Source organism: Dongia sp. P2_B8 (genome assembly GCF_056404715.1).
Map to the genome: position 1 here is coordinate 108,775 of NZ_JBFUDM010000002.1, position 19,729 is coordinate 128,503.

General features: G+C 60.8%; 18 protein-coding genes. 6 read left to right on the forward strand and 12 right to left on the reverse strand.

The window, feature by feature from the left end:
- Window positions 1–24: 24 nt before the first annotated feature.
- Window positions 25–624, reverse strand: coding sequence for a malonic semialdehyde reductase (locus AC1DWZ_RS05420; protein ID WP_477167850.1), 600 nt, complete (start codon window positions 622–624; stop codon window positions 25–27).
- 127 nt (window positions 625–751) lie between these two features.
- Window positions 752–1,303: a NifU family protein gene (locus tag AC1DWZ_RS05425; protein WP_477167851.1), complete on the reverse strand. Its 552-nt coding sequence runs from the start codon at window positions 1,301–1,303 to the stop codon at window positions 752–754.
- A 256-nt stretch (window positions 1,304–1,559) separates the two neighbouring features.
- On the opposite strand from AC1DWZ_RS05425, the gene AC1DWZ_RS05430 reads away from it, so the two are divergent.
- A complete protein-coding gene (locus AC1DWZ_RS05430; protein ID WP_477167852.1) occupies window positions 1,560–2,999 on the forward strand; it encodes an adenylate/guanylate cyclase domain-containing protein in 1,440 nt (479 codons plus the stop codon).
- 37 nt (window positions 3,000–3,036) lie between these two features.
- Here AC1DWZ_RS05430 and AC1DWZ_RS05435 read toward each other — a convergent pair whose 3' ends face one another.
- On the reverse strand, window positions 3,037–4,941 hold the full coding sequence (locus AC1DWZ_RS05435; protein ID WP_477167853.1) for an acyltransferase family protein: 1,905 nt from the start codon (window positions 4,939–4,941) through the stop codon (window positions 3,037–3,039).
- A gap of 464 nt (window positions 4,942–5,405) precedes the next feature.
- Here AC1DWZ_RS05435 and AC1DWZ_RS05440 point away from each other — a divergent pair, with 464 nt between their 5' ends.
- Window positions 5,406–5,621, forward strand: coding sequence for a DUF1127 domain-containing protein (locus AC1DWZ_RS05440; protein ID WP_477167854.1), 216 nt, complete (start codon window positions 5,406–5,408; stop codon window positions 5,619–5,621).
- Window positions 5,622–5,684: 63 nt separating this feature from the next.
- On the opposite strand, the gene AC1DWZ_RS05445 is transcribed toward AC1DWZ_RS05440, so the two are convergent.
- The 5 genes from AC1DWZ_RS05445 to AC1DWZ_RS05465 form a co-directional block, all read right to left on the reverse strand.
- Entirely contained in the window at window positions 5,685–6,671 is a 987-nt protein-coding gene (locus tag AC1DWZ_RS05445; protein WP_477167855.1) for an aldo/keto reductase, read from the reverse strand.
- A 126-nt stretch (window positions 6,672–6,797) separates the two neighbouring features.
- Window positions 6,798–7,340, reverse strand: a complete 543-nt coding sequence (gene infC / locus AC1DWZ_RS05450; RefSeq protein WP_477168272.1) for a translation initiation factor IF-3 — start codon at window positions 7,338–7,340, stop codon at window positions 6,798–6,800.
- 177 nt (window positions 7,341–7,517) lie between these two features.
- Window positions 7,518–9,449, reverse strand: a complete 1,932-nt coding sequence (gene thrS / locus AC1DWZ_RS05455; RefSeq protein WP_477167856.1) for a threonine--tRNA ligase — start codon at window positions 9,447–9,449, stop codon at window positions 7,518–7,520.
- A 149-nt stretch (window positions 9,450–9,598) separates the two neighbouring features.
- Entirely contained in the window at window positions 9,599–10,669 is a 1,071-nt protein-coding gene (locus AC1DWZ_RS05460; RefSeq protein WP_477167857.1) for a sensor histidine kinase, read from the reverse strand.
- Window positions 10,669–11,364 carry a hypothetical protein gene (locus AC1DWZ_RS05465; RefSeq protein ID WP_477167858.1) on the reverse strand — a complete coding sequence of 232 codons (696 nt, stop codon included), beginning with the start codon at window positions 11,362–11,364 and terminating at the stop codon, window positions 10,669–10,671. The genes AC1DWZ_RS05460 and AC1DWZ_RS05465 overlap by 1 nt, the downstream gene beginning before the upstream one ends.
- A 149-nt stretch (window positions 11,365–11,513) precedes the next feature.
- Here AC1DWZ_RS05465 and AC1DWZ_RS05470 point away from each other — a divergent pair, with 149 nt between their 5' ends.
- Entirely contained in the window at window positions 11,514–12,101 is a 588-nt protein-coding gene (locus AC1DWZ_RS05470) for an isochorismatase family protein (protein WP_477167859.1), read from the forward strand.
- Window positions 12,102–12,105: 4 nt separating this feature from the next.
- On the opposite strand, the gene AC1DWZ_RS05475 is transcribed toward AC1DWZ_RS05470, so the two are convergent.
- Both AC1DWZ_RS05475 and AC1DWZ_RS05480 read right to left on the reverse strand, forming a co-directional pair.
- Window positions 12,106–13,608, reverse strand: coding sequence for a sensor histidine kinase (locus tag AC1DWZ_RS05475; RefSeq protein ID WP_477167860.1), 1,503 nt, complete (start codon window positions 13,606–13,608; stop codon window positions 12,106–12,108).
- A gap of 89 nt (window positions 13,609–13,697) precedes the next feature.
- Window positions 13,698–14,372, reverse strand: a complete 675-nt coding sequence (locus AC1DWZ_RS05480; RefSeq protein WP_477167861.1) for a response regulator — start codon at window positions 14,370–14,372, stop codon at window positions 13,698–13,700.
- Window positions 14,373–14,550: 178 nt separating this feature from the next.
- Between AC1DWZ_RS05480 and hrpB the strand changes: the two genes are divergently transcribed.
- Window positions 14,551–17,049, forward strand: a complete 2,499-nt coding sequence (hrpB, locus tag AC1DWZ_RS05485; RefSeq protein WP_477167862.1) for an ATP-dependent helicase HrpB — start codon at window positions 14,551–14,553, stop codon at window positions 17,047–17,049.
- 158 nt (window positions 17,050–17,207) lie between these two features.
- Here the strand turns inward: hrpB and AC1DWZ_RS05490 are convergent, their stop codons facing one another.
- Both AC1DWZ_RS05490 and AC1DWZ_RS05495 read right to left on the reverse strand, forming a co-directional pair.
- Entirely contained in the window at window positions 17,208–17,963 is a 756-nt protein-coding gene (locus AC1DWZ_RS05490; RefSeq protein WP_477167863.1) for a GNAT family N-acetyltransferase, read from the reverse strand.
- Window positions 17,960–18,502, reverse strand: coding sequence for an NUDIX hydrolase (locus tag AC1DWZ_RS05495; protein ID WP_477167864.1), 543 nt, complete (start codon window positions 18,500–18,502; stop codon window positions 17,960–17,962). The genes AC1DWZ_RS05490 and AC1DWZ_RS05495 overlap by 4 nt, the downstream gene beginning before the upstream one ends.
- 73 nt (window positions 18,503–18,575) lie before the next feature.
- On the opposite strand from AC1DWZ_RS05495, the gene AC1DWZ_RS05500 reads away from it, so the two are divergent.
- Both AC1DWZ_RS05500 and AC1DWZ_RS05505 read left to right on the forward strand, forming a co-directional pair.
- On the forward strand, window positions 18,576–19,400 hold the full coding sequence (locus tag AC1DWZ_RS05500) for an AzlC family ABC transporter permease (RefSeq protein WP_477167865.1): 825 nt from the start codon (window positions 18,576–18,578) through the stop codon (window positions 19,398–19,400).
- The gene (locus AC1DWZ_RS05505; RefSeq protein ID WP_477167866.1) at window positions 19,397–19,726 is read left to right on the forward strand and encodes an AzlD domain-containing protein; all 330 of its coding nucleotides are present in this window, start codon (window positions 19,397–19,399) and stop codon (window positions 19,724–19,726) included. The genes AC1DWZ_RS05500 and AC1DWZ_RS05505 overlap by 4 nt, the downstream gene beginning before the upstream one ends.
- The last annotated feature ends 3 nt before the right edge of the window (window positions 19,727–19,729 follow it).

Below are 19,729 nucleotides of genomic sequence, written 5' to 3' on the forward strand. Positions count from 1 at the left end.
GATTTGCCAGATGGAAGAGAAACTTTAGGCGATGCGGCAGGCCTCATCGAAGGCGAGGCGCGGGTTGCGCGGATGCAAGGCGGTCTTGTCGCCATAGCCGATATTGCAGATGAAGTTCGACCGCCATGTGGTGCCGGCGAAGAAGGCGGCATCGACCTTGGCCTTGTCGAAGCCCGACATCGGTCCGCAATCGAGGCCGAGGGAGCGCGCGGCCAGCATGAAATAGGCCGCCTGCAAGGTGCTGTTGCGGAAGGCACCGTCCTCGATCGCCGCCGGCTTGCCGGCGAACCAGGAGCGCGCGGTGGGATCATGGAACAAACGCGGCATCAGCTCGTAGAATTCCATGTCCATGGCAAAGATCGCGGTCGCCGGGGCCGCCATGGTCTTGGCGCGGTTGCCCTCGGACAGGGCCGGCTCGAACTTCTTCTTGGCCTCTGCCCCCCGCACGAAGAGGATGCGCAAGGGCTGGCAATTGCCGCTGGTGGGGCCCATGCGCGCAATCTCAAAGGCCTGTTGCAGCAGGGAATCGGGCACCGGCCTGTCCAGCCACTTGGAATGCGTGCGAGCCTCACGGAAAATGAGATCGAGAGCGGCATCGTCAAGGGCGGCAAGCTTGTCGGTCATGCGGGATATCCTCGGGCGAGATTGGTGAAAGCTGAAACGAAAAGGGGCGCCCGATCAGGCGCCCCTTTGATTGTAGCCATGTTGCGGCTCAGAACAATGCTCCAAACCCGGGCTTCAGACCCAGGCTTCAGACCGGGCGTACTTCGAGTACTTCCGGCACGTAATGGCGCAGCATATTCTCGATGCCCATCTTCAGCGTGGCGGTCGAGCTTGGGCAACCCGAGCAGGAACCCTGCATGTGCAAATAGACCACACCGTCTTCGAAGGAATGGAACACGATATCGCCGCCATCCTGCGCGACGGCCGGGCGCACGCGGGTCTCCAGCAGTTCCTTGATCTGGATGACGATCTCGTCATCCTCGTCGCTGCCGGCTTCGGGAACTGCCGCACCTTCCGCCAGCATGACCGGCTGGTTGGTGGTGAAATGTTCCATGATGACGCCGAGGAGGGCTGGCTTCAGCAGCGCCCAATCCTTTTCATCGGCCTTGGTCACGGTCACGAAATCGCTGCCGAGGAAGATACGGCGCACGCCGTCGACACCGAACAGGCGCAGGGCGAGCGGCGAGCGCTCGGCGCCCTCGGCGCGGGCGAAATCGGCGGTGCCCTCAGCCATCACGGCGCGGCCCGGCAAAAATTTGAGAGTTGCCGGATTTGGCGTCTCTTCGGTCTGGATGAACATGGCGGGTCTCCGCTAAGATACTGATGCTATGTGAGTCGGCTGCCGGTACTGTTCCAAGCGTGTACTATTCCAGGACTGGCGTTCGAGCTACTATAGCATGCAAGTTAGCGCGGGATGGCGCACCTTCAACCCTTATTTTGGCCCTAGGATTACTGGGGCTTAGAGATCGGGGCTAAAGGACCACAGTAAAAAGGTATTTGAGCCCAGACAAAGGGTCCCCATATACCGCCCACGCGAACTCAAACAAGGCTGAGTAATGGCCACAGCACCGCAATCGCAGCCCGCAGCCAACGACGACGATCTCAGCGACGGGATGCCCCGGGTGGGCGCCGGCCTTATCGCCGGCATGCACCCGACCCAGGCCAGCCCTGCGCAGGGTGCAGGCGTGCGCGCCGATATGAAGGCCCGCTGGGAAGCACCGCTCGGCACGCCGCGGGCCGATCCGTCGGTCGCCTCCCCGTCGGTGGTGCCTCTGGTGGCGCGCGCCTTGCAGGGCGAGGCTTGTCTGGGCTGCCCCGCGGTCGAGGCGGCGTTCCGCTGGCTGCTGGAGGAAGGCAGGCTCATTCCCGACCTTGGCGAATTGGTGACGGCGCTTGCGCACCATCTGAGCGACCATGGCTTTCCCCTGCTGCGCTTTTTTGTCTCGGTGCGCACACTGCATCCGCAGATCGCCGCCATCGGCTATGCCTGGGGGCGTGGCGACACGTCGGCCAAGCGCGTGGCGCGCGACCATGCCGTGCTCTCCAGCCCGGAATTCCTGAGCTCGCCCTTGCGCCTGCTCTATCAGGGCGAGGAGCCGGAGATCCGCCGGCGCCTGACCGGTCCGGATGCGCGCTTCGACTTCCCGATTCTCGAAGACATGAAGAAGGCCGGCGCCACCGACTATGCGATCTTCGCCATCCGCCTGCCGGGTGGCGTGCGATCGTCGGTCTCAATCACGACCGATGCGCCGGAAGGGTTTCTCGACACCCAGGTCGAGGCATTCCGAACGCTCATCCCCCTCCTGTCCCTGGTCATCGAGGCCCGCGAGTGGGCCTATATCGCCCGCTCCCTCATGCATGTCTATCTGGGGCAAGGGGCGGGCCAGGCGGTGCTCTCTGGCCAGATCCAGCGCGGCGAAGCGCGCACCATGGCGGCTGCCATCTGGTATTGCGACCTGCGCAACTTCACCAGGATGTCGAACGAACTGCCGCGCGATCTGGTGATCGCCACGCTCAACGATTATTTCGACACCATCGCCAAGCCCGTGATCGAACGCGGCGGCGAGATCCTGAAGTTCATCGGCGATGCCATGCTGGCGATCTTCCCGATGAATGACGATCTCGACCGCGATGCCAAGATCTGCATCGCCCTTGATGCCGCTGTGGCAGCCCTTGACGGCCTGCGCGACCTCAACGAGTTGCGCGGCGCCACCGGCCAGGCGCCGCTTCATGTCGGCATCGGCCTCCATGCCGGATCGGTCTCCTACGGCAATATCGGGGCGGCCTATGGCGAGGATGCCAGGCTGGATTTCACCGTGATCGGGCCGGCGGTCAATCTTGCCACGAGACTTGAAGGCCTGTGCCCGCAGCTTGAACAGCCCCTCCTCGCCTCGCGCCAATTCGCCTCGGTCTGCGGCTCGCGCCTCAAGTTCCTGGGATCCTATCCGGTGCGTGGTTTTGACGAGAACCAGGACGTGTTCGGCCTGCCCGATTGATCCTGATTGGTGTCGCCAGGCGAGGCGGCACATGGCGTCACTTGTCGCCCCGCAGGAACGGCCACATTTTCTCCATCACCAGCGCGCTGCCATAATGGGAGAGATGGGCATTATCAACCATGACCATCTCGCCCTTGTCATAGGCGAGGCATTCGGCATCGTGGCACAGCACCCGCATCGGATCGAAGAAATCGCTGGCCGGCACCAGCGCGGAGAGTTTCTGATTGACGGCGTTGTTGTTGCGAACCGGCAGGTAATAGGCGCCCTGGAAGCCGGCTTTTCGCAGGCGGTAGGAGAGGAATTGCGGGTTCGCGAAGGAGAAGTCGGGGTTATCGCCGACCAGCTTCACGCTGACACCCAAATCCTTCAGGCGGGTAATCGTCGCGGCGATGCGGTCGTAAGTTAAGGCACCATTGCGCAGGATGGGCCACCAATATCCCGCCATGACGACCGTATCGATGTGATACTGCTTGATGATGTCGGCCACATGGTCATTGTTGCTTTTGCAATTGGGATCGATACGGCGTTCGTACCCGAATACCGGCGGGCAGCCGGACGTGGCATATAAATAGATGTTGGCCGTGCTCAATTGACGCTCGCGTTCAATCACAATTCGATAGTGATTGGCGTGCGAATCTCCCCACAAAAGGATGTTGCCCTTTGGCCCCTGGGCCAAAAGGCATTGATCATCCGTCCAGGTCTGCCAGCTCTCATCCAATAGAAAGCAATTTTGTGTGCTCTTTGTGGTGGCTTGGCCCGCTGCCGTTTCGAAGGAAAGGTCGAAACGGTCCGGGAAACCATCTTGTCTGAAAGTCGCGGCGCCAAGGATGCTCACGAGAATACCGAGGGCGGTGCTCCCGACAAACACCAGGTTGCGTGAGATACGCTGGCGATTCCGAAACGGCCGCTCGACGAAGCGCCAGGATATATAGGCAAGCGCCACGGCCGCGACGCACATGGCGATTTGTTCGATACCGGAGGGACTGCGCAGCAACTGGTATTTGACGAAAACGAAGAGTGGCCAATGGATGAGATAGAGCGAGTATGAGATGAGCCCGATGCTGCGCAGCGGCCAGCTGCCCAGAATGCGCGCCGTCCGCGTGGGGGCAAGAGATTCATGACCCGTGCCGAGGACAAGTGCCGCGCCGAGGCAGGGCCATAGAGCGTTGTAGCCGGGGAACGGGCTTTCATCATTCAGCACAAGCGCTGCACCAAGAATGAGGATGATGCCAAGGAGCGCACCACCTTCGCGCACAGCCGGCGACAGGGCGGGCGCACCGCGCCGATAAGCCAGCAGCGATCCGACCATCAGCTCCCAGGCGCGCGTCGGCAGGAGATAATAATTGCCGGTCGGATCGATATAGAGAGCAGCGACGCTGAGGGCAAAGGAGATGGCAGCTGCGATCAGGGTCGGCCAGAAATAGCGCGCGGGCAGGAAGCGTGCGAGCAGCATGAGGAAGATCGGAAACAGGATGTAGAATTGTTCCTCGACCGCCAGTGACCAGGTATGGATCAGTGGCTTGGTCTCGACCGCGCCAGCAAAATAATCCGTCCGCCGCCAGAACAGGATGTTCGAGGAGAAGGTGACGACACCGACGAGACTGATGCCAAGGTCCCGCAAATCATCCGGCATCAGGATAAAGAAGCCGAGCACGGCGGTGACGGCAATCGTCGCGAACAAGGCGGGGAGGATGCGCCGCGCGCGGCGCTCGTAGAAGGCCAGAATGGAGAAGCGGCCAGCTTCTATCTCGCGATGAATGATGCGGGTGATGAGATAGCCCGAGATGACGAAGAACACGTCGACGCCGACATAGCCGCCCGAGAACAAGCCGACGCTGAAGTGATAGAGCATCACGGGCAGAACCGCGAGCGCACGCAGCCCGTCAATGTCCGTGCGATAGCCGTCGACAACCGTCGTGCCGCCGGCCGGCGCCTTACTCATGTCGCATATCCGGCGTTTGGAGCCGCGGCGATCCCAAGGCGATTACCCTTCATTTATGAAGGAGACATGTCGCTTACATAGTTCTCGTGATTGAGGGTGATGCTGAGCTGGCCGTTACGCTAGGCGGACAAGGGACACTGAGTCAAAAGTCATAATTGTAAAAAAGCGGAGACAATCGTCGCTGAGCTGCGCACCTGACAAGATATCTCGATATCTCGATCGCAGGGCATTTTCGGGAGATTAACTTACTACGAGTTAAGTAATGATTTCTTCACCATAATGCTGCGACGCAATATCGCGGAATGATAATTTAATAATATATATCAATATGTTAATACACCAGCGTGAGAAAATTAACGTCAGCACGCAAGAATCATATTGCAGTGCGGCATTTGTCAGACCTATATTTGGAGCAGGTTCTGGGAGGCTGCTGAAAGAAAATCCCAACGTAAGGATCTGGTCACATGCAGCTTCTGTCTTTTGTCGATCTCACCCTCCGCCGCTGGCAGCGCTACGGCGAAGTGCGCCGTGAACTCGCGACCTATACCGACCGCGAGCTCGACGATATGGGTTTGCGCCGCAGCGACATTCCGCAGATCGCGCGCGATGCCGCCGCGTTGATCATGCCGACTGCCGATACCACCCAGCAGCCGCAATTCGCCAAAGTCGCTCATTCCTGAGCCAGCGCGGATATCGGTTGATGCAGCTTGAATAGGGGCAGCTTGAATAGGGCTGGGCCGCCGTCAGCGGTCCAGCATGTTCATATGCTGTGCGCCATAGCGCAGGCCCGCAATGCTGCCGGGCTTCAAGGCACCGTCAAGTTGCGCCAATTCATCGGCGCTTAGGACGATGTCAGCGGCCGCGATGTTTTCCAGCAGGTAGTTTTGCCGCTTGGTGCCGGGAATCGGCACGATGAAATCGCCCTTGGCGAGCAGCCAAGCCAAGGCCAACTGGCCAGGCTTCACGCCCTTCTTCGCCGCGATGTCCTGCACCAGTTTTGCCGCCGCCATGTTGGCATCGAAGTTTGCCCCCTGGAACCTGGGGTCGAGGTGGCGATAGTCGCCTTGCGGATAGCTTTCGGCACGCTGCGCTGTGCCGGTGAGGAAGCCACGGCCCAGGGGGCTGAACGGCACCAGGCCGATGCCGAGTTCCTGAAGCGTCGGAATGATCTCGGCCTCGAGATTGCGCTCCCACAGGGAATACTCGCTCTGCAAGGCCGAGACCGGCTGCACCTTGTGCGCCCGGCGGATGGTCTTGATGCCGGCCTCTGACAATCCGAAATAGCGCACCTTCCCCGCCTGCACGAGGCCGGCCACCGTGTCGGCCACGTCTTCGATCGGGATCGTCTTGTCGACGCGGTGTTGATAGAGCAGATCGATATGATCCGTGCCCAAGCGCCGCAACGAGGCATCGACCACCTCGCGGATATGCGAAGGCCGGCTGTCTGTGCCGTTGATCTTGCCGCTTTCGATGCGAAAACCGAACTTGGTGGCGATGGTGACCTCGTCACGCCGCCCCTTCAGGGCACGCCCCAGCAATTCTTCATTGGCATAAGGGCCATAGACTTCGGCTGTGTCGAAGAAAGTGCAGCCTTCGGCTATCGCCCGGTGCAGCACCGCAATCGATTCGCGTTCATCGGCCGGACCATAGGATTGGCTCATCCCCATGCAGCCAAGGCCCAGCGCCGATACTTCCAAACCCTGGCTTCCCAGCTTGCGTTTCGGCAGCATGAGAGTCTCCTTCACAAAGAAATAACGCGCCGCTCCAAGGCGGAGGGCGCGTTGCTTTCATAGACTTACTCGTGGATGGCCGGCCTACGCCGGCCATGACGAAATAATTGTCGACGAACAGTATGCTTACTTCGGCGCGATGGTCATGATCATCTGGCGGCCTTCGAGCTTGGGGTGGGATTCCACCTTGATCAGCTCGTCGAGTTCGGTGCGGACCTTGTCCAGCACCTTGAGGCCGAGTTCCTGATGCATCATCTCGCGACCGCGGAAGCGCATGGTGACCTTCACCTTGTCGCCTTCCTCAAGGAAGCTTTTGATCGCCCGCATCTTCACGTCGTAATCATGCGTGTCGATACCGGGGCGCATCTTGATTTCTTTGACCTCGATCACCTTCTGCTTTTTCTTGGCTTCGTTCTTGCGCTTCTGCGCTTCGTATTTGAACTTGCCGTAATCGAGAATCTTGCAGACCGGCGGCACCGCGGTGGGCGAAATCTCCACGAGATCGAGGCCGACTTCGGCGGCCATGGTGAGCGCTTCGCGGGTCGATACGACGCCCAACATCTCGCCATCTTCTTTGACGAGGCGCACTTCACGCACACTGATCTGGTGATTGACGCGGGGGCCCTTATCTTGCGAGGGCGCTGCTTCTGAGGACGGGAACCTAGCTATGGTCTTCTCCTGTTGTGGTTTGCCAAAAAACTTGGCCGAAAAATTCAGGGTAAAAACTGCCCCTGAAGGCAGCGCACCCGCCGATCAGCATGTGACCGACGGGTGGGTTAGGGCTCATTATGCCAAATAAACACTCATTTGAGCAAGCTGCCCTTCCGCCACACCTTTGGCTGCCGATTAAGCAACGCGATCAAGGGGCGACTTCGCTTCTGCAGCAAGGGCCGCCACGGCTTCGTCGACGGTAAAGGTTTTCTGTCCTTCCTCACCCAGGCGACGGATGGCCACGGTGCCGGCCTCTTCATCGCGCTTGCCGACCGCAATAATGACTGGAACCTTGGCGAGCGAATGTTCGCGGACTTTGTAATTGATCTTCTCATTGCGATAGTCGGTCTCGACGATGAGGCCCGCCGCTTTCAGCTTCCTGGTCAGTGCCTCGGCATAGGGCTCGACGTCGGAGACGATCGAACACACCACCACTTGTGTCGGCGCCAGCCAGAGCGGGAACTTACCGGCATGATGTTCGATGAGAATGCCCACGAACCGCTCCAGGGATCCGAAGATCGCCCGGTGCAGCATGACCGGGCGATGCTTCTGGCCGTCTTCGCCGATATAGGCCGCATCCAAGCGCTCAGGGAGCACGAAATCGCATTGCAGCGTGCCGCATTGCCAGTCGCGGCCGATCGTGTCGCGGAGCACGAATTCCAGCTTCGGCCCATAAAAGGCGCCTTCGCCGGGATTGAGGGTGAAGGTGAGACCCGCAGCCGTGGTCGCCGTCTTCAGCGCTTCTTCCGCTTTGTCCCAGGTCGCATCGGCGCCAGCGCGCTTTTCCGGACGGTCGGAGAATTTGACCATCACCTCTTCGAAGCCGAAATCCTTGTAGACCGAGAGCAGGAAGTCGCAGAAGGCCTTGGTCTCGTCGACGATCTGGTCTTCGGTGCAGAAGATGTGCGCGTCATCCTGCGTGAAGGCGCGGACACGCATGATGCCGTGGAGCGCACCTGAGGGTTCGTTGCGATGGCAGGCGCCGAACTCCGCCAAGCGGATCGGCAGATCGCGATAGCTCTTGATGCCCTGGCGGAAGATCTGCACATGGCCGGGGCAGTTCATCGGCTTCAAGGCCAGCTGCTTGTTCTTGTCCTCATCGTCAGGAATGACGAACATCGCTTCGCGGAATTTCTCCCAATGCCCTGACTTCTCCCAGAAGGAGCGGTCGAGAATCTGCGGTGTCTTTACTTCCTGATAGCCGTTCGTTTCCAGGCGGCGGCGGATATAGCTTTCGAGCTTCCGATAGAGACGCCAGCCCTTCGGATGCCAGAAGATGGCGCCCACGGCTTCTTCCTGCTGATGGAAGAGATTCATCTCGCGGCCGAGACGGCGATGGTCGCGCTTTTCCGCTTCTTCCAATTGGAGGAGATAGGCAGCGAGCTGCTTGTCGTCGGCCCAGCAGGTGCCATAAACACGCTGCAGCTGCGGGTTGTTGGCATCGCCCCGCCAATAGGCGCCAGCCACCTTCATCAACTTGAAGGCCTTGCCGAGCTTGCCGGTCGATGGGAGATGTGGCCCCACGCAGAGGTCGAGCCAGTTTCCCTGTCGGTAGATCGAGATGTCTTCATCGGCCGGAATTTCGCCGATCCATTCCGCCTTGAACCGTTCGCCCGCATCTTTGAAGTAGGCGACCGCCTGATCGCGCGTCCACACTTCGCGTGTGATCACTTCGTCGCGGTCGACGATTTCCTTCATCTTCTTTTCGATGGCGGCGAAATCTTCCGGCGTGAACGGCTCGTTGCGGAAGAAGTCGTAATAGAAGCCGGTCTCGGTCGAGGGGCCAAAGGTGATCTGCGTGCCGGGGAACAGTTCCTGCACCGCTTCCGCCATCACATGGGCGCAATCGTGGCGCAGCAGCTCCAGCGCATCGGCATGCGTTCGGGTGACGATCTCGACCTTCGCATCCGACGCGATGATTGTGGCGAGGTCGCGGACCTTGCCGTCGAATTTGATGGCCAAAGCCGCCTTGGCAAGGCCGGGCCCGATGGAGGCCGCAAGCTCGGCACCGGAAACCGGACCGGGAAACTCGCGCTTCGCGCCATCCGGCAGCGTGATCGTCAGCATGACACCCTACAAAACCATTGTTTTCAGTGATTCCGGGCTGAAATAGCCACGGAACGCGGGACTTTAGGGGGATTTGCTAGGGTGTCAAGAAGAGCCTCAAAGCGATATGCGACCTTGATTCGCGGAATTATGCCAATTAAATGAGGCTGTTAGCTCGAAATTTTTCCAAAGACCGCGTCCACGTGAGTAATCACGTATGGAGTGTCATTGTCACCCGATACTATTCGGGTGTCGTCTTGCGTAAACGTCAGTTCGCCATCGTGGATATCTTTGACAATCCGCAATAACGTTGCCAATCCGGCCCCTGATCCAGCTACCCCGCTTGAAACGGCGCTGCTACCTCGAAATCCCGGCAGAAATATCATACTCCGCTCATCTTCCGAGAGTAGCGGACCCCAGTTAGTTACTCTGCAGACGATTTTGCCTTCATTTTCTTGGACTGAGATAGTGACTGTTTCTTTTTTTGGCGAGTACTTAACCGCATTGTCGAGCATCAGATAGGGAATCAGATCAAACAGATTTGAGATGCCTTGCGTGTAAGATTCGCTCTGGCCCGTCATACGCAACGTCAGCCCACGAGCTTCTGCGGTAGGCTTCATCGATTTCCAGAGCTTGTGAAATTTATTGTAGACCTTTATGCGACTTCTCGGTGCATCATTCAAAAGTGGGTTGGATAGGTAGTCAATGAAGTTGATCCGATTCCTCAGCAGATCGGTAAGAGCGTCAATATTTTTCGCAATTTCCAAAGGCACGTTGCCAACAACACCTGCGTCCAATCTCTCGATCAACTTGACCGTTGCATTGTAGATGTCTGTGCTAATCCGACGTATATCGTGGACATTTGTAGCCACAATTTCGCTAGTCTGCGCCTCGATCTTTCCAATTCTCAGGAACGCTCTCGATAAATAGTCTTGAAATTCTTGCTGTGTTAGCCAAACCGCCTTCTCAGGTTGCTTCCCGTGGAAATCCGTGTGCTTAAGAATTCTTAGCCCTGGAAAGACCAATTTCTGATCAGCAATCCGCACACAAAAAACAGAGAAGCCCGTTGGGCATTTTGACCAGCCTGGAATGGCTCTTATGCAATGCTCCAGGCTTTTTTCGGAAACCGCATTAGGTGGTATCGGAAATAATCCGGCGATCTTTTGATGGACGATGGCCCCGCCTGAATCAATTAACAACCACGGGAATACGATCGTCTCAAGAAGTTCGATGCTCGGCATCAGGGAAAGAGAAGTTTAAAGATTACTGATGAAATGAGGCCATTTATTATGGCACGAACGTCAGCGCTTAGTGCAAGGTCGGTCATCGTTTTTTCTACGCGGTTTTTTGTTTCTATCTGCCCCTTGTTGAATGCCGCAACGAATGCATGCTCGAGTGCGGCAAGTTCCGAAGGAGTGACGCCGACGTCGAGCAATCGAACTCGATATTTTTTCCATACGTTAACTGGGTTCACAAGTGTGTCGACGGCCGAGTCAAGTTCACTTACCCAATCCTCGATGCGAGTATCTTTAGAAAGATAGCCGTCACAAACTGCAAACGCTGCTTGAAGAAGCGGGCTCTGGCCGGTGCTCGTGTAAGCAATGACATACTTTTCAGGGTAGTTTGATTTGATCTCGCGAATCAGATGCGCGCCTTGCTGAATTGCGTTCAGTTGAGATCCCACGCCATGCAAATCGCAGAGAATGATGGCGAATCGATCGATCATTCTTATGTCTGACAAGTCCTTTAAAATGGTTATCTGGAACTGATTGGCTCTAAGAGCTTCAGCAGGTTGAAAGACTTCATCATCGATTACGGCTATTTCCACGGAGCGACGCCTTTGAATCGGCCGTTCCGATTGCATGCGTTCCTTGTAAGACTCTTGGAGGTCTCCAATGCTTAACAGTTGGGGTCGTTTCTTGAGCCAGTTAAGCATTGTCGCATGCCTCTAATATGGTGTGCACTTTCTAAGTGTATACTCCAGTTGACGTGGATTTGGCCATACCCGGTAAAGCTTGGTTCGACTTTGGGTTAGATTGGACTGAATTCCCTGCCACTGAGCTTTAGTTCAATCACGGAGAAATCATGAGTAACGACAATATTTTGAAACTCGATCCCAAACGCACTGCCCTGGTCACCATCGACCTGCAAAAGGGCCTGCTCGCTTTGCCGCTGACCCCGCATGGCGCTGCGGATATCGTCGCCCGGAACCTCGCTTTAGGGCAAAAGCTGCGCCTGGCCGGCGGCCTCATCGTCGCCATCCGCGTTGCGTTCGGCGCCGATTACAGCGACCGGCCGCAAGGGCTGACCGACGTGCCGATGATTCTGCCTCCGGGCGGACTGCCGGCGGATTGGGCGGATCCCGCCCCGGAACTCTCCAGCCTGGTGCCGGATCTCGCCATCACCAAGCGGCAATGGAGTGCGTTCTTCGGGACCGAGCTCGACCTGCAACTGCGCCGGCGCGGCATCACAACCATCCTCCTTTCCGGCATCGCCACCAATTTCGGTGTCGAATCCACTGCCCGGGATGGCTGGCAGACCAATTATGACATGATCGTCGTCGAGGACGGCAGTAGCAGCTATGGCGAGGGCCTGCATGACTTTGCCGTTCGAAACACGCTGCCGCGTGTATCCCGCGTGCGGCGCAGCGACGAAATAATGCGCCTGATCTGACGACTCAGCTTCTGCCGGCACCCAGCGGCAGCGCGGTACGGGTGGCCGGCTTGACGCCCAACTCAGGCAGGCTGACCGGTGGCAGCACCAGCACGCTGGCCAGCGGCAGGAGGAGCGTGAAGCGCGCACCGCCGCCGGGATTGTCGCTGATCCGCAAGCTGCCTCCATGGGTTTCGGCGATGCGCTGGGCGATGGCGAGGCCGAGGCCCGCACCGCCGCTGGCTTCATGCCCCTGCGAATCACGGGGTGTCGTATCACGGGGTGTCGTATCGCGGGCCCCATCTCGTGGTTTGCGTCGGGCGCCCTGCCAGAATCTCCGAAACAGAAGCTCGCGCTCCTGCGGTGGAATGCCGGGGCCGCGATCGCTTACCGTGACACTGCCGGCAGGATCGACACTGATCTCGACCTCAGTCTCCTCGGCCGTAAAGCGCAGGGCGTTCTCGACCAGATTGCGCAATGCCTGGTGGAGCGCGTCTCTGTTGCCGCGCACCAGTACCGGCTGCTCGGCCCCGCTGACACCGACCGACCGGTTCTGGCGGATGGCTAGCGGTGCAAACAAGGCCGCAAGATCAATGGCGATGTCGGAAAGATCCGCGATCTCGGCGGGATCGATGGTGAGCGATTCCATCTGCGCCACCAGCAGCAGCTGGTTGACGAGGCGCGTCATGCGCTGCACGTCGCTTTTCAAGGCGTCCGTGCCCAGGCTGCGTGGCAGCGTATCGAGGTGAGCCGACAGAATGGCGAGTGGCGTCCGGAGCTCATGGGCCGCATCGGCAAGGAAGTCGCGCTGCGCCTGGAAGCCATGATCGAGCCGATCGAGCGCCCGGTTGATGGCCAGCACCGGCAATTGCAGTTCCGAGGGCAATTCGTCGGTCGGCAGGCGGAGGCCCGTCTGCTGCGGGCTGATCCGCGCGGCCAGGCGCCGCAACCGCTCCAAAGGCTTCAAGGCGGAACGCAAAGAGAGCGTGAGCGCCAGCACCAGGACGAGGAGCAGCGGGACGCCGATCGGCACGAATTCGCCGAGCCACTCATAGGCCAGCGCATAGAGGCCGGAATCGGTCGGCGTATCCACTTCGGCGATTTCAAGAATAAGCGACTGGCCTTCAAGAACGAGGACGATGGCGATGACATAGATATTGTCTTCGGTCGCCTTGTCGATGCGCCAGGTGAGATTGTAGGAGCCGGGCGGCATGCCGATCACACTGGATGCCGCACTCATGCCACCGATCGCCGTCAGTGTCGCGGGGTTGCCACCACGCAGCAGTTCCGTCCCGTCGGGCTGCCGCAGGACATAGGCCACGTCCTTGGTCAGCGCCATACCGTCGCCAACAAAGACACCGCTGGCATTGCGGTGGATATACGGGGAGACAGCATCGATGTCGGCGAGCAGGCTATCAGTCGGCAGCTCGGTATCGTCGGTGCGCGACAGGATGAAAGTGGCAAGGCCGGTCAGCAGAAAAGCAATAATGAAGATACCGAGCAGACGCACGGTCAGGCGTGATTGCAAAGATGATCCAGCGCGGGCCATGGGCAGATTTAACGCTCTATTTCAGACCCCGTCCACTTTCCGGGTGCCAGTAGATTCGGGTGTGGGGTTCAGGCGTGATCCATCACCATATAGCCGACACCGCGTACGGTGTGGAGGTTGATGTCGGCACCGAGCGAAACGAGTTTCTTGCGCAAGCGCGAGACCAGCACTTCGAGCGCGTTTGAACCCACCTCATCGCTGAAGCTGTAAAGCCCTTCTTCGATGGCGCCGCGGCTGATCACCTTGCCGGGGCGGCGCAGCAGGATTTCCATCAAGGCCAGCTCGCGCCGCGTCAGCGTCGCGGCCTTGCCATCGATCATAAAGCTGGGGCCTACGGTATCGAGACAGATATTGCCGAGGGTCAGCTGAACGCCCAGCGCCGCACCCGGGCGGCGCAGCAGCGCCTTCACCCTGGCCACCAATTCCTCCATCGCGAAAGGCTTGGCGAGATAGTCGTCGGCACCGGCGTTGAGGCCGCTCACCCGGTCGCTGAGGCCGTCGCGCGCGGTCAGGATCAGCACCGGCGTACGATTGCCGGCCGCGCGGCGCTCCTTGAGCAAGGTCAGTCCATCGCCGTCCGGCAGGCCAAGATCGAGAATGACGGCATCGAACCCGCTGGCATCGATCGAGGCAGCGGCTTCGGCATAAGTGCCGGCGCGGTCGACGGCAAAGCCGGCGTCAGACAGGCCCTTTTCCAGAAATTCGGACAGCCGGTCATTGTCTTCAATCAGCAGCAGGCGCATCGCATAACCTTTCAGGACCAATTGTTCGCAGCGGGGATTTGGCCGGGAGACCCAAGCTAGCCCGCACCACTGACAGGAACCTGACAAATTCGGCGCCGGCGCGGCATGTCGGATTTTCCCTGCCGGAATCAGCAGTTAGGTGCTATGGCTGAACCTTCAAGCGGATTGAAACCGGTTCATGATCGTAAAATTCGACCCCACTTTGCCCATCCATGCCTTGCTGCCCGACATCAAGGCAGCGCTGGCGGCCGGGCCCAATCTGGTACTGGAAGCCCCGCCCGGCGCCGGCAAGACCACCCAGGTACCGCTCCTCCTGCTGGAGGCGCCCTGGCGTGGCGACGGCAAAATCATCGTCCTCGAACCGCGCCGCCTTGCCGCCCGCGGGGCCGCGCATCGGTTGGCTGCCCATCTTGGCGAAGATGTGGGCGGGCAAGTCGGTTATCGCGTGCGCCTCGACCGCAAGATCGGTCCGAAGACCCGGATCGAATGCGTCACCACCGGCCTCTTCCTGCGGCAATTGCAGGCCGATCCGGAACTGACCGGTGTCGCCGCCCTGGTCTTTGACGAATTCCACGAACGCAGTGTTGATGCCGATCTCACTTTGGCCTTCGCGCTGGAAGCCCAGGCCAGCCTCCGCCCCGACCTGCGCCTCCTTGTCATGTCGGCGACCTTGGACGGGGCCGCGATCGCCCGGCTGATGCCGGGTACCCAACGCCTGACCAGCGAGGGTCGCGCCTTTCCGGTGACGACGCATCATCTGGGCGACGACAGCAACACCTGGCTCGACAGGCAGATGGCCGCTGCGATCCGCCAGGCGCTGGGCGAGGCAGAGGGCGACATCCTCGCCTTCCTGCCGGGCCTTTCCGAGATCCGCCGTACGGAACGCAGCTTAGGAGACGTCGGCGAGGCAATCATCCTGCCGCTCCATGGCGATCTGCCTCTCCCGGAGCAGGAACGCGCGATCCATCCGGACCCGCAAGGGCGGCGCAAGATCGTGCTCAGTACAAGCATCGCTGAAAGCTCGCTCACCATCGCCGGCATACGTATCGTGGTGGATAGCGGCCAGCGCCGCACGGCACGCTTCGATCCAGCGACCGGCATGACACGGCTGGTCACCACCAAGGTGGCGCTGGCCAATGCCGATCAGCGCCGCGGCCGCGCCGGACGATTGGGACCGGGTATCTGCTATCGGCTGTGGAGTGCCAACAGCGAGCGCGCCTTGGCGGCCCAGCCAGCACCGGAGATTCTGGAGATTGATCTTGCCCCCCTGGCGCTGGAACTCGCTGCCTGGGGCATCGACGATCCAGCGAGCCTGTCCTTGCTCGATCCGCCGCCGGCAGCATCGCTGGCCCAGGCCCGTGAATTGCTGCGCGAATTGGGCGCCCTCGATACCGCCCACCGCATCACGGCCCATGGCCGCGCCATGGCGGAACTGGGCCTGCATCCACGCCTTGCCCACATGCTGATCACCGCCAAGGCACATGGCCAAGGGCCGCTCGCCTGCGACATTGCCGCCTTGCTGAGCGAACGCGATATCATTGCAGGACCTGCGCGCGGTGCCGATCTCGGCCAGCGGCTGGAAATGCTGGCATCGGGCGGCGGCGATCGGAATGCGCGGTCGCGCATCCAGCAGGCGGCCAAGGATTGGCGCCGGCAATTGGGCATCGGATCAGAACAGAGCGGCAGCCGGGCGCAGGCCGGCAGCATCGTGGCGCTCGCTTATCCCGATCGGCTGGCGCAGCAGCGCGGCGGACAGGGACAGTACCGTCTCGCCTCCGGCCGCGGCGCGGAACTGGCCATCGAAGATCCGCTGTCGCGCGAACCTTTCCTGGCTGTCGCCACCCTGGATGCGGGGCAGAAATCGGCCCGCATCTATCTCGCGGCGCCGATCACCCTGGGCGAGATCGAGGAAGATTTCGGCGATCTCATCACCAGCACGCAATCCGTCACCTGGAACGCGCGGACGGAGATCGTCGAGGCGAAACGCGAACGCCGCCTGCTTGCCCTCGTGCTGGACGAAAAGCCACTGCAGAAGCCGGACACCGACCTCCTGCGTGCTGCCATGCTCGATGGCATCCGGCAGATGGGGCTCGCTGCCCTGCCCTGGTCCGCCGCCACCAAGACCCTACGCGCACGGGTCAGTTTCCTGCGCCGGGCGTTGCCTGAAAAGGCCCCCAATGATCAGCGCTGGCCGGATTGGTCGGATGAAGCATTGCTGGCGACGCTCGGCGATTGGCTGGGACCGCATCTCGGCAATGTGACGCGGCGCAGCCATCTCGAGCGCATCGATCTCTACGCCGCCCTCACCGCCAGCCTCGATTGGCAGCAGCGCCAGGCGCTCGACACACTGGCGCCGGTGCATCTCGACGTGCCGTCAGGCTCGCGCGTGCCACTCGACTATGAGAGCGGCGATCAACCGATCCTCGCCGTGCGCCTTCAGGAGATGTTCGGTGCCACCGAGACACCGCGCATCGCCGGTGGCAGGGCACCTGTGTTGCTGCATCTTCTCTCACCCGCACGGCGGCCGGTGCAGGTGACGCAGGACCTCACCAGCTTCTGGTCGAACGCCTACAAAGCCGTGAAGGCCGACCTCAAGAGCCAGTATCCCCGGCATTACTGGCCCGACGACCCGCTGGTGGCGGAACCGACAGCGCGAGCAAAGCCGCGACCGAGGTAGAGAGCGCGTTCGATCTGAGCCGAATTGATTGAACCCTCTCCCCAACGTGGGAGAGGGTGGCGAGCAAAGCGAGCGGGTGAGGGGGATCTTTCAACGAGTCGAATACTGCCACCCCCTCTCCCCGACCCTCCCCCACGTTGGGGGGAGGGGGTTCGAGCTCAAGTTGGCGCCCGCCAATATCTGTACCGATAGAGCTCCCGCATGAAGCCCATGCCGCGATAGAGTTTCTGGGCCGCGATATTGTGCGCTTCGACCTGCAGACAGGCACCGCCCGCACCCTGCTCGATCGCCCAGGCCAGCAACGCTCCCACGATGCGGCTGGCATAGCCGCGGCCGCGCAGCGCTTCTGCGGTGATGACGGATTCCAGGCACAGCAGGCCATCATGCAATCCACCATAGGCCATCGCGGCGAGGCTACCCTCGATGCGAAAAGCGAGGAAGGCGGCCGGTATCTCGATCCTGCCCAGAATCGTGGCATAGCTTTGCCGGCGCTGCGCATCATGGCCCTGCAGATCCGACATGCCGGCAAGCCATGCTTCCGTCGGCCGTGGATCGATGGTGACATCCGGGTCGCGCCGCATCGGCATGGCGGGCAGATCGCAATAGAGCGTGATGGTCTCGCCTTCCGGCAGATAGCCGTGCTGCGTCAGCTGCGCCTCGATGTCGGCATCCACGATGCCCGGTACGCGGAAAATGGCTGGCAGGTTGCGCGCCGCATACTGCGCCTGGACCATGGCAATCACAGCACCGATATCGCCCGAAACAGGCTGCAGGGGATTGGCCGAATTGGCGCGGCGGCTATGTCCGGCGGCAAAGCGCAACAGCCAGTCGCCCGTGACTCTTTCTTCCAAAGACGGCCAAGCCCGATGGCAGGTCCGCTCGACCCGCCAGCTAAGATCATCAAAAGCGTTCAAGGATGATGATCCCCGGTCTCGCCTGGCGGATTGCTGAAGGCGGGAAAGCTCGCTTGGTCCTTGATTTCGGCATAGTGGGTGAGTGCCCAGCGGACCGATGGAAAGGCCAGATCATCCCACGGGATGTCCGCGTAGTCGAACAGGCCCACTTCGAGACTCTCGACGCCGGCGCTGATATGGGGATCGACCAGCCGGGCCCGGTAGATCAGCTGCACCTGGGAGAGGCGCGGGATGGTATAGGCGCCGAGCAGCGCGTCGATCTCGATCTTCGCATTGGCTTCTTCCCAGGCCTCGCGCGCGGCCCCCGCTTCGGCGCTTTCATGAAGCTCCATGAAGCCGGCGGGCAGGGTCCAGAATCCCTTCCTGGGATTGATGGCGCGGCGGCACAGCAGGATGCGATCACCCGCGATCACCACCGCCCCCACCACCACCTTGGGGTTTTCATAGGCGATGAAGCCGCAATCGGTGCACACCTGCCGCAGGCGGTTGTCGCCCTCCGGCACGCGATGTTCGAAACTGGGTTCTTTGCTATCTGGCATGGGCATCTGCGGGRCAAGTATCTGCGTTTTCGGCATGGCTCGACTGTGACGGAAGGCGGGTGACGCGGCAAGCATGGCTAGCCTATGGTGCGGCGCCATGGAAACGCAATCACCCCAAGATACGCAAGCCACTGTCACCTGGACCGACGATTTCGGCTCGCCGGCCGGCGCGCGCCGGGCCGGTGCGCGGGCGGCTGTTGGCGCCCCCGCTTTGGTGCTGGGGGCCAGCTATGTGGGTTTTGGCGCCTTCGTCCATCAATCGGGCCTCAACCTCTTCCAGGGCGTTGCCTCCAGCATCACCGGCTGGGCGCTGCCCGGCCAGATCGCCCTCATCGAGATTTTTGCGGCCGGTGGCTCCTTGCTGGCGGCGGCCATTGCCGTGGGCCTCGCCAACGCCCGCTTGATGCCGATGGTGGTGACCCTGCTGCCGATCCTGCGCGAGGGTGAAACAGCCGCGAAGCCCCGCCTCATCCACTATCTCAGCGCCCATTTCATTGCGCTCACCGGCTGGGCGGTCGCCATGCAGCGCTGCCCGGACATGGCGCCGGGACAGCGCCTGCCCTTCTTCCTCGGCTTTACCCTGGTCATCTGGCTTTCGACCGTGTTCTGCACGGCGCTGGGCTTCTTCCTGGTCGATGTGCTGCCGCCCACGGTGACATTGGGCCTGGTGTTCCTCAATCCGCTTTATTTCATGCTGCTGTTCACCGTCGATATCATGCGGCGCGACCGGCGCTGGGCACTGCTCATCGGCGTGATCCTCGGGCCCTTGCTGCACCTTGTCAGTCCCGAATGGGGCTTGCTGGTGACAGGTCTCGGCGGTGGCACCTTGGCTTTCCTCGTCGCCCAGCATGATCGGCGCCAGGCTCGCAGCGGGGACCGCAGCGGAGATCGCACATGACGGTCTCCGCCTGGTGGTTCCTGCTGGTGGGGGCGCTGGTGACCTATGGCTGGCGCGCGGCCGGTGTCGCTCTTTCGGGCAAGATCGACCCCAATTCCGCCCTCATGCGCTGGGTCGCCTGCGTCGCCTATGCGCTGCTGGCCGGCCTCATCGCGCGCCTCATCGTCCTACCGCAAGGGGTGCTGGGCGAGACCGCGCTGTGGATACGGCTAAGCTCCGCCGGGGTGGCGCTGCTGGTCTATTTCATCTTCCGCCGCAGCATCGTGCTGGGTGTCACCGCAGGCGCCCTGTGGCTGATCATGATCACCACGCTGCTGGCCGGCTAGCTT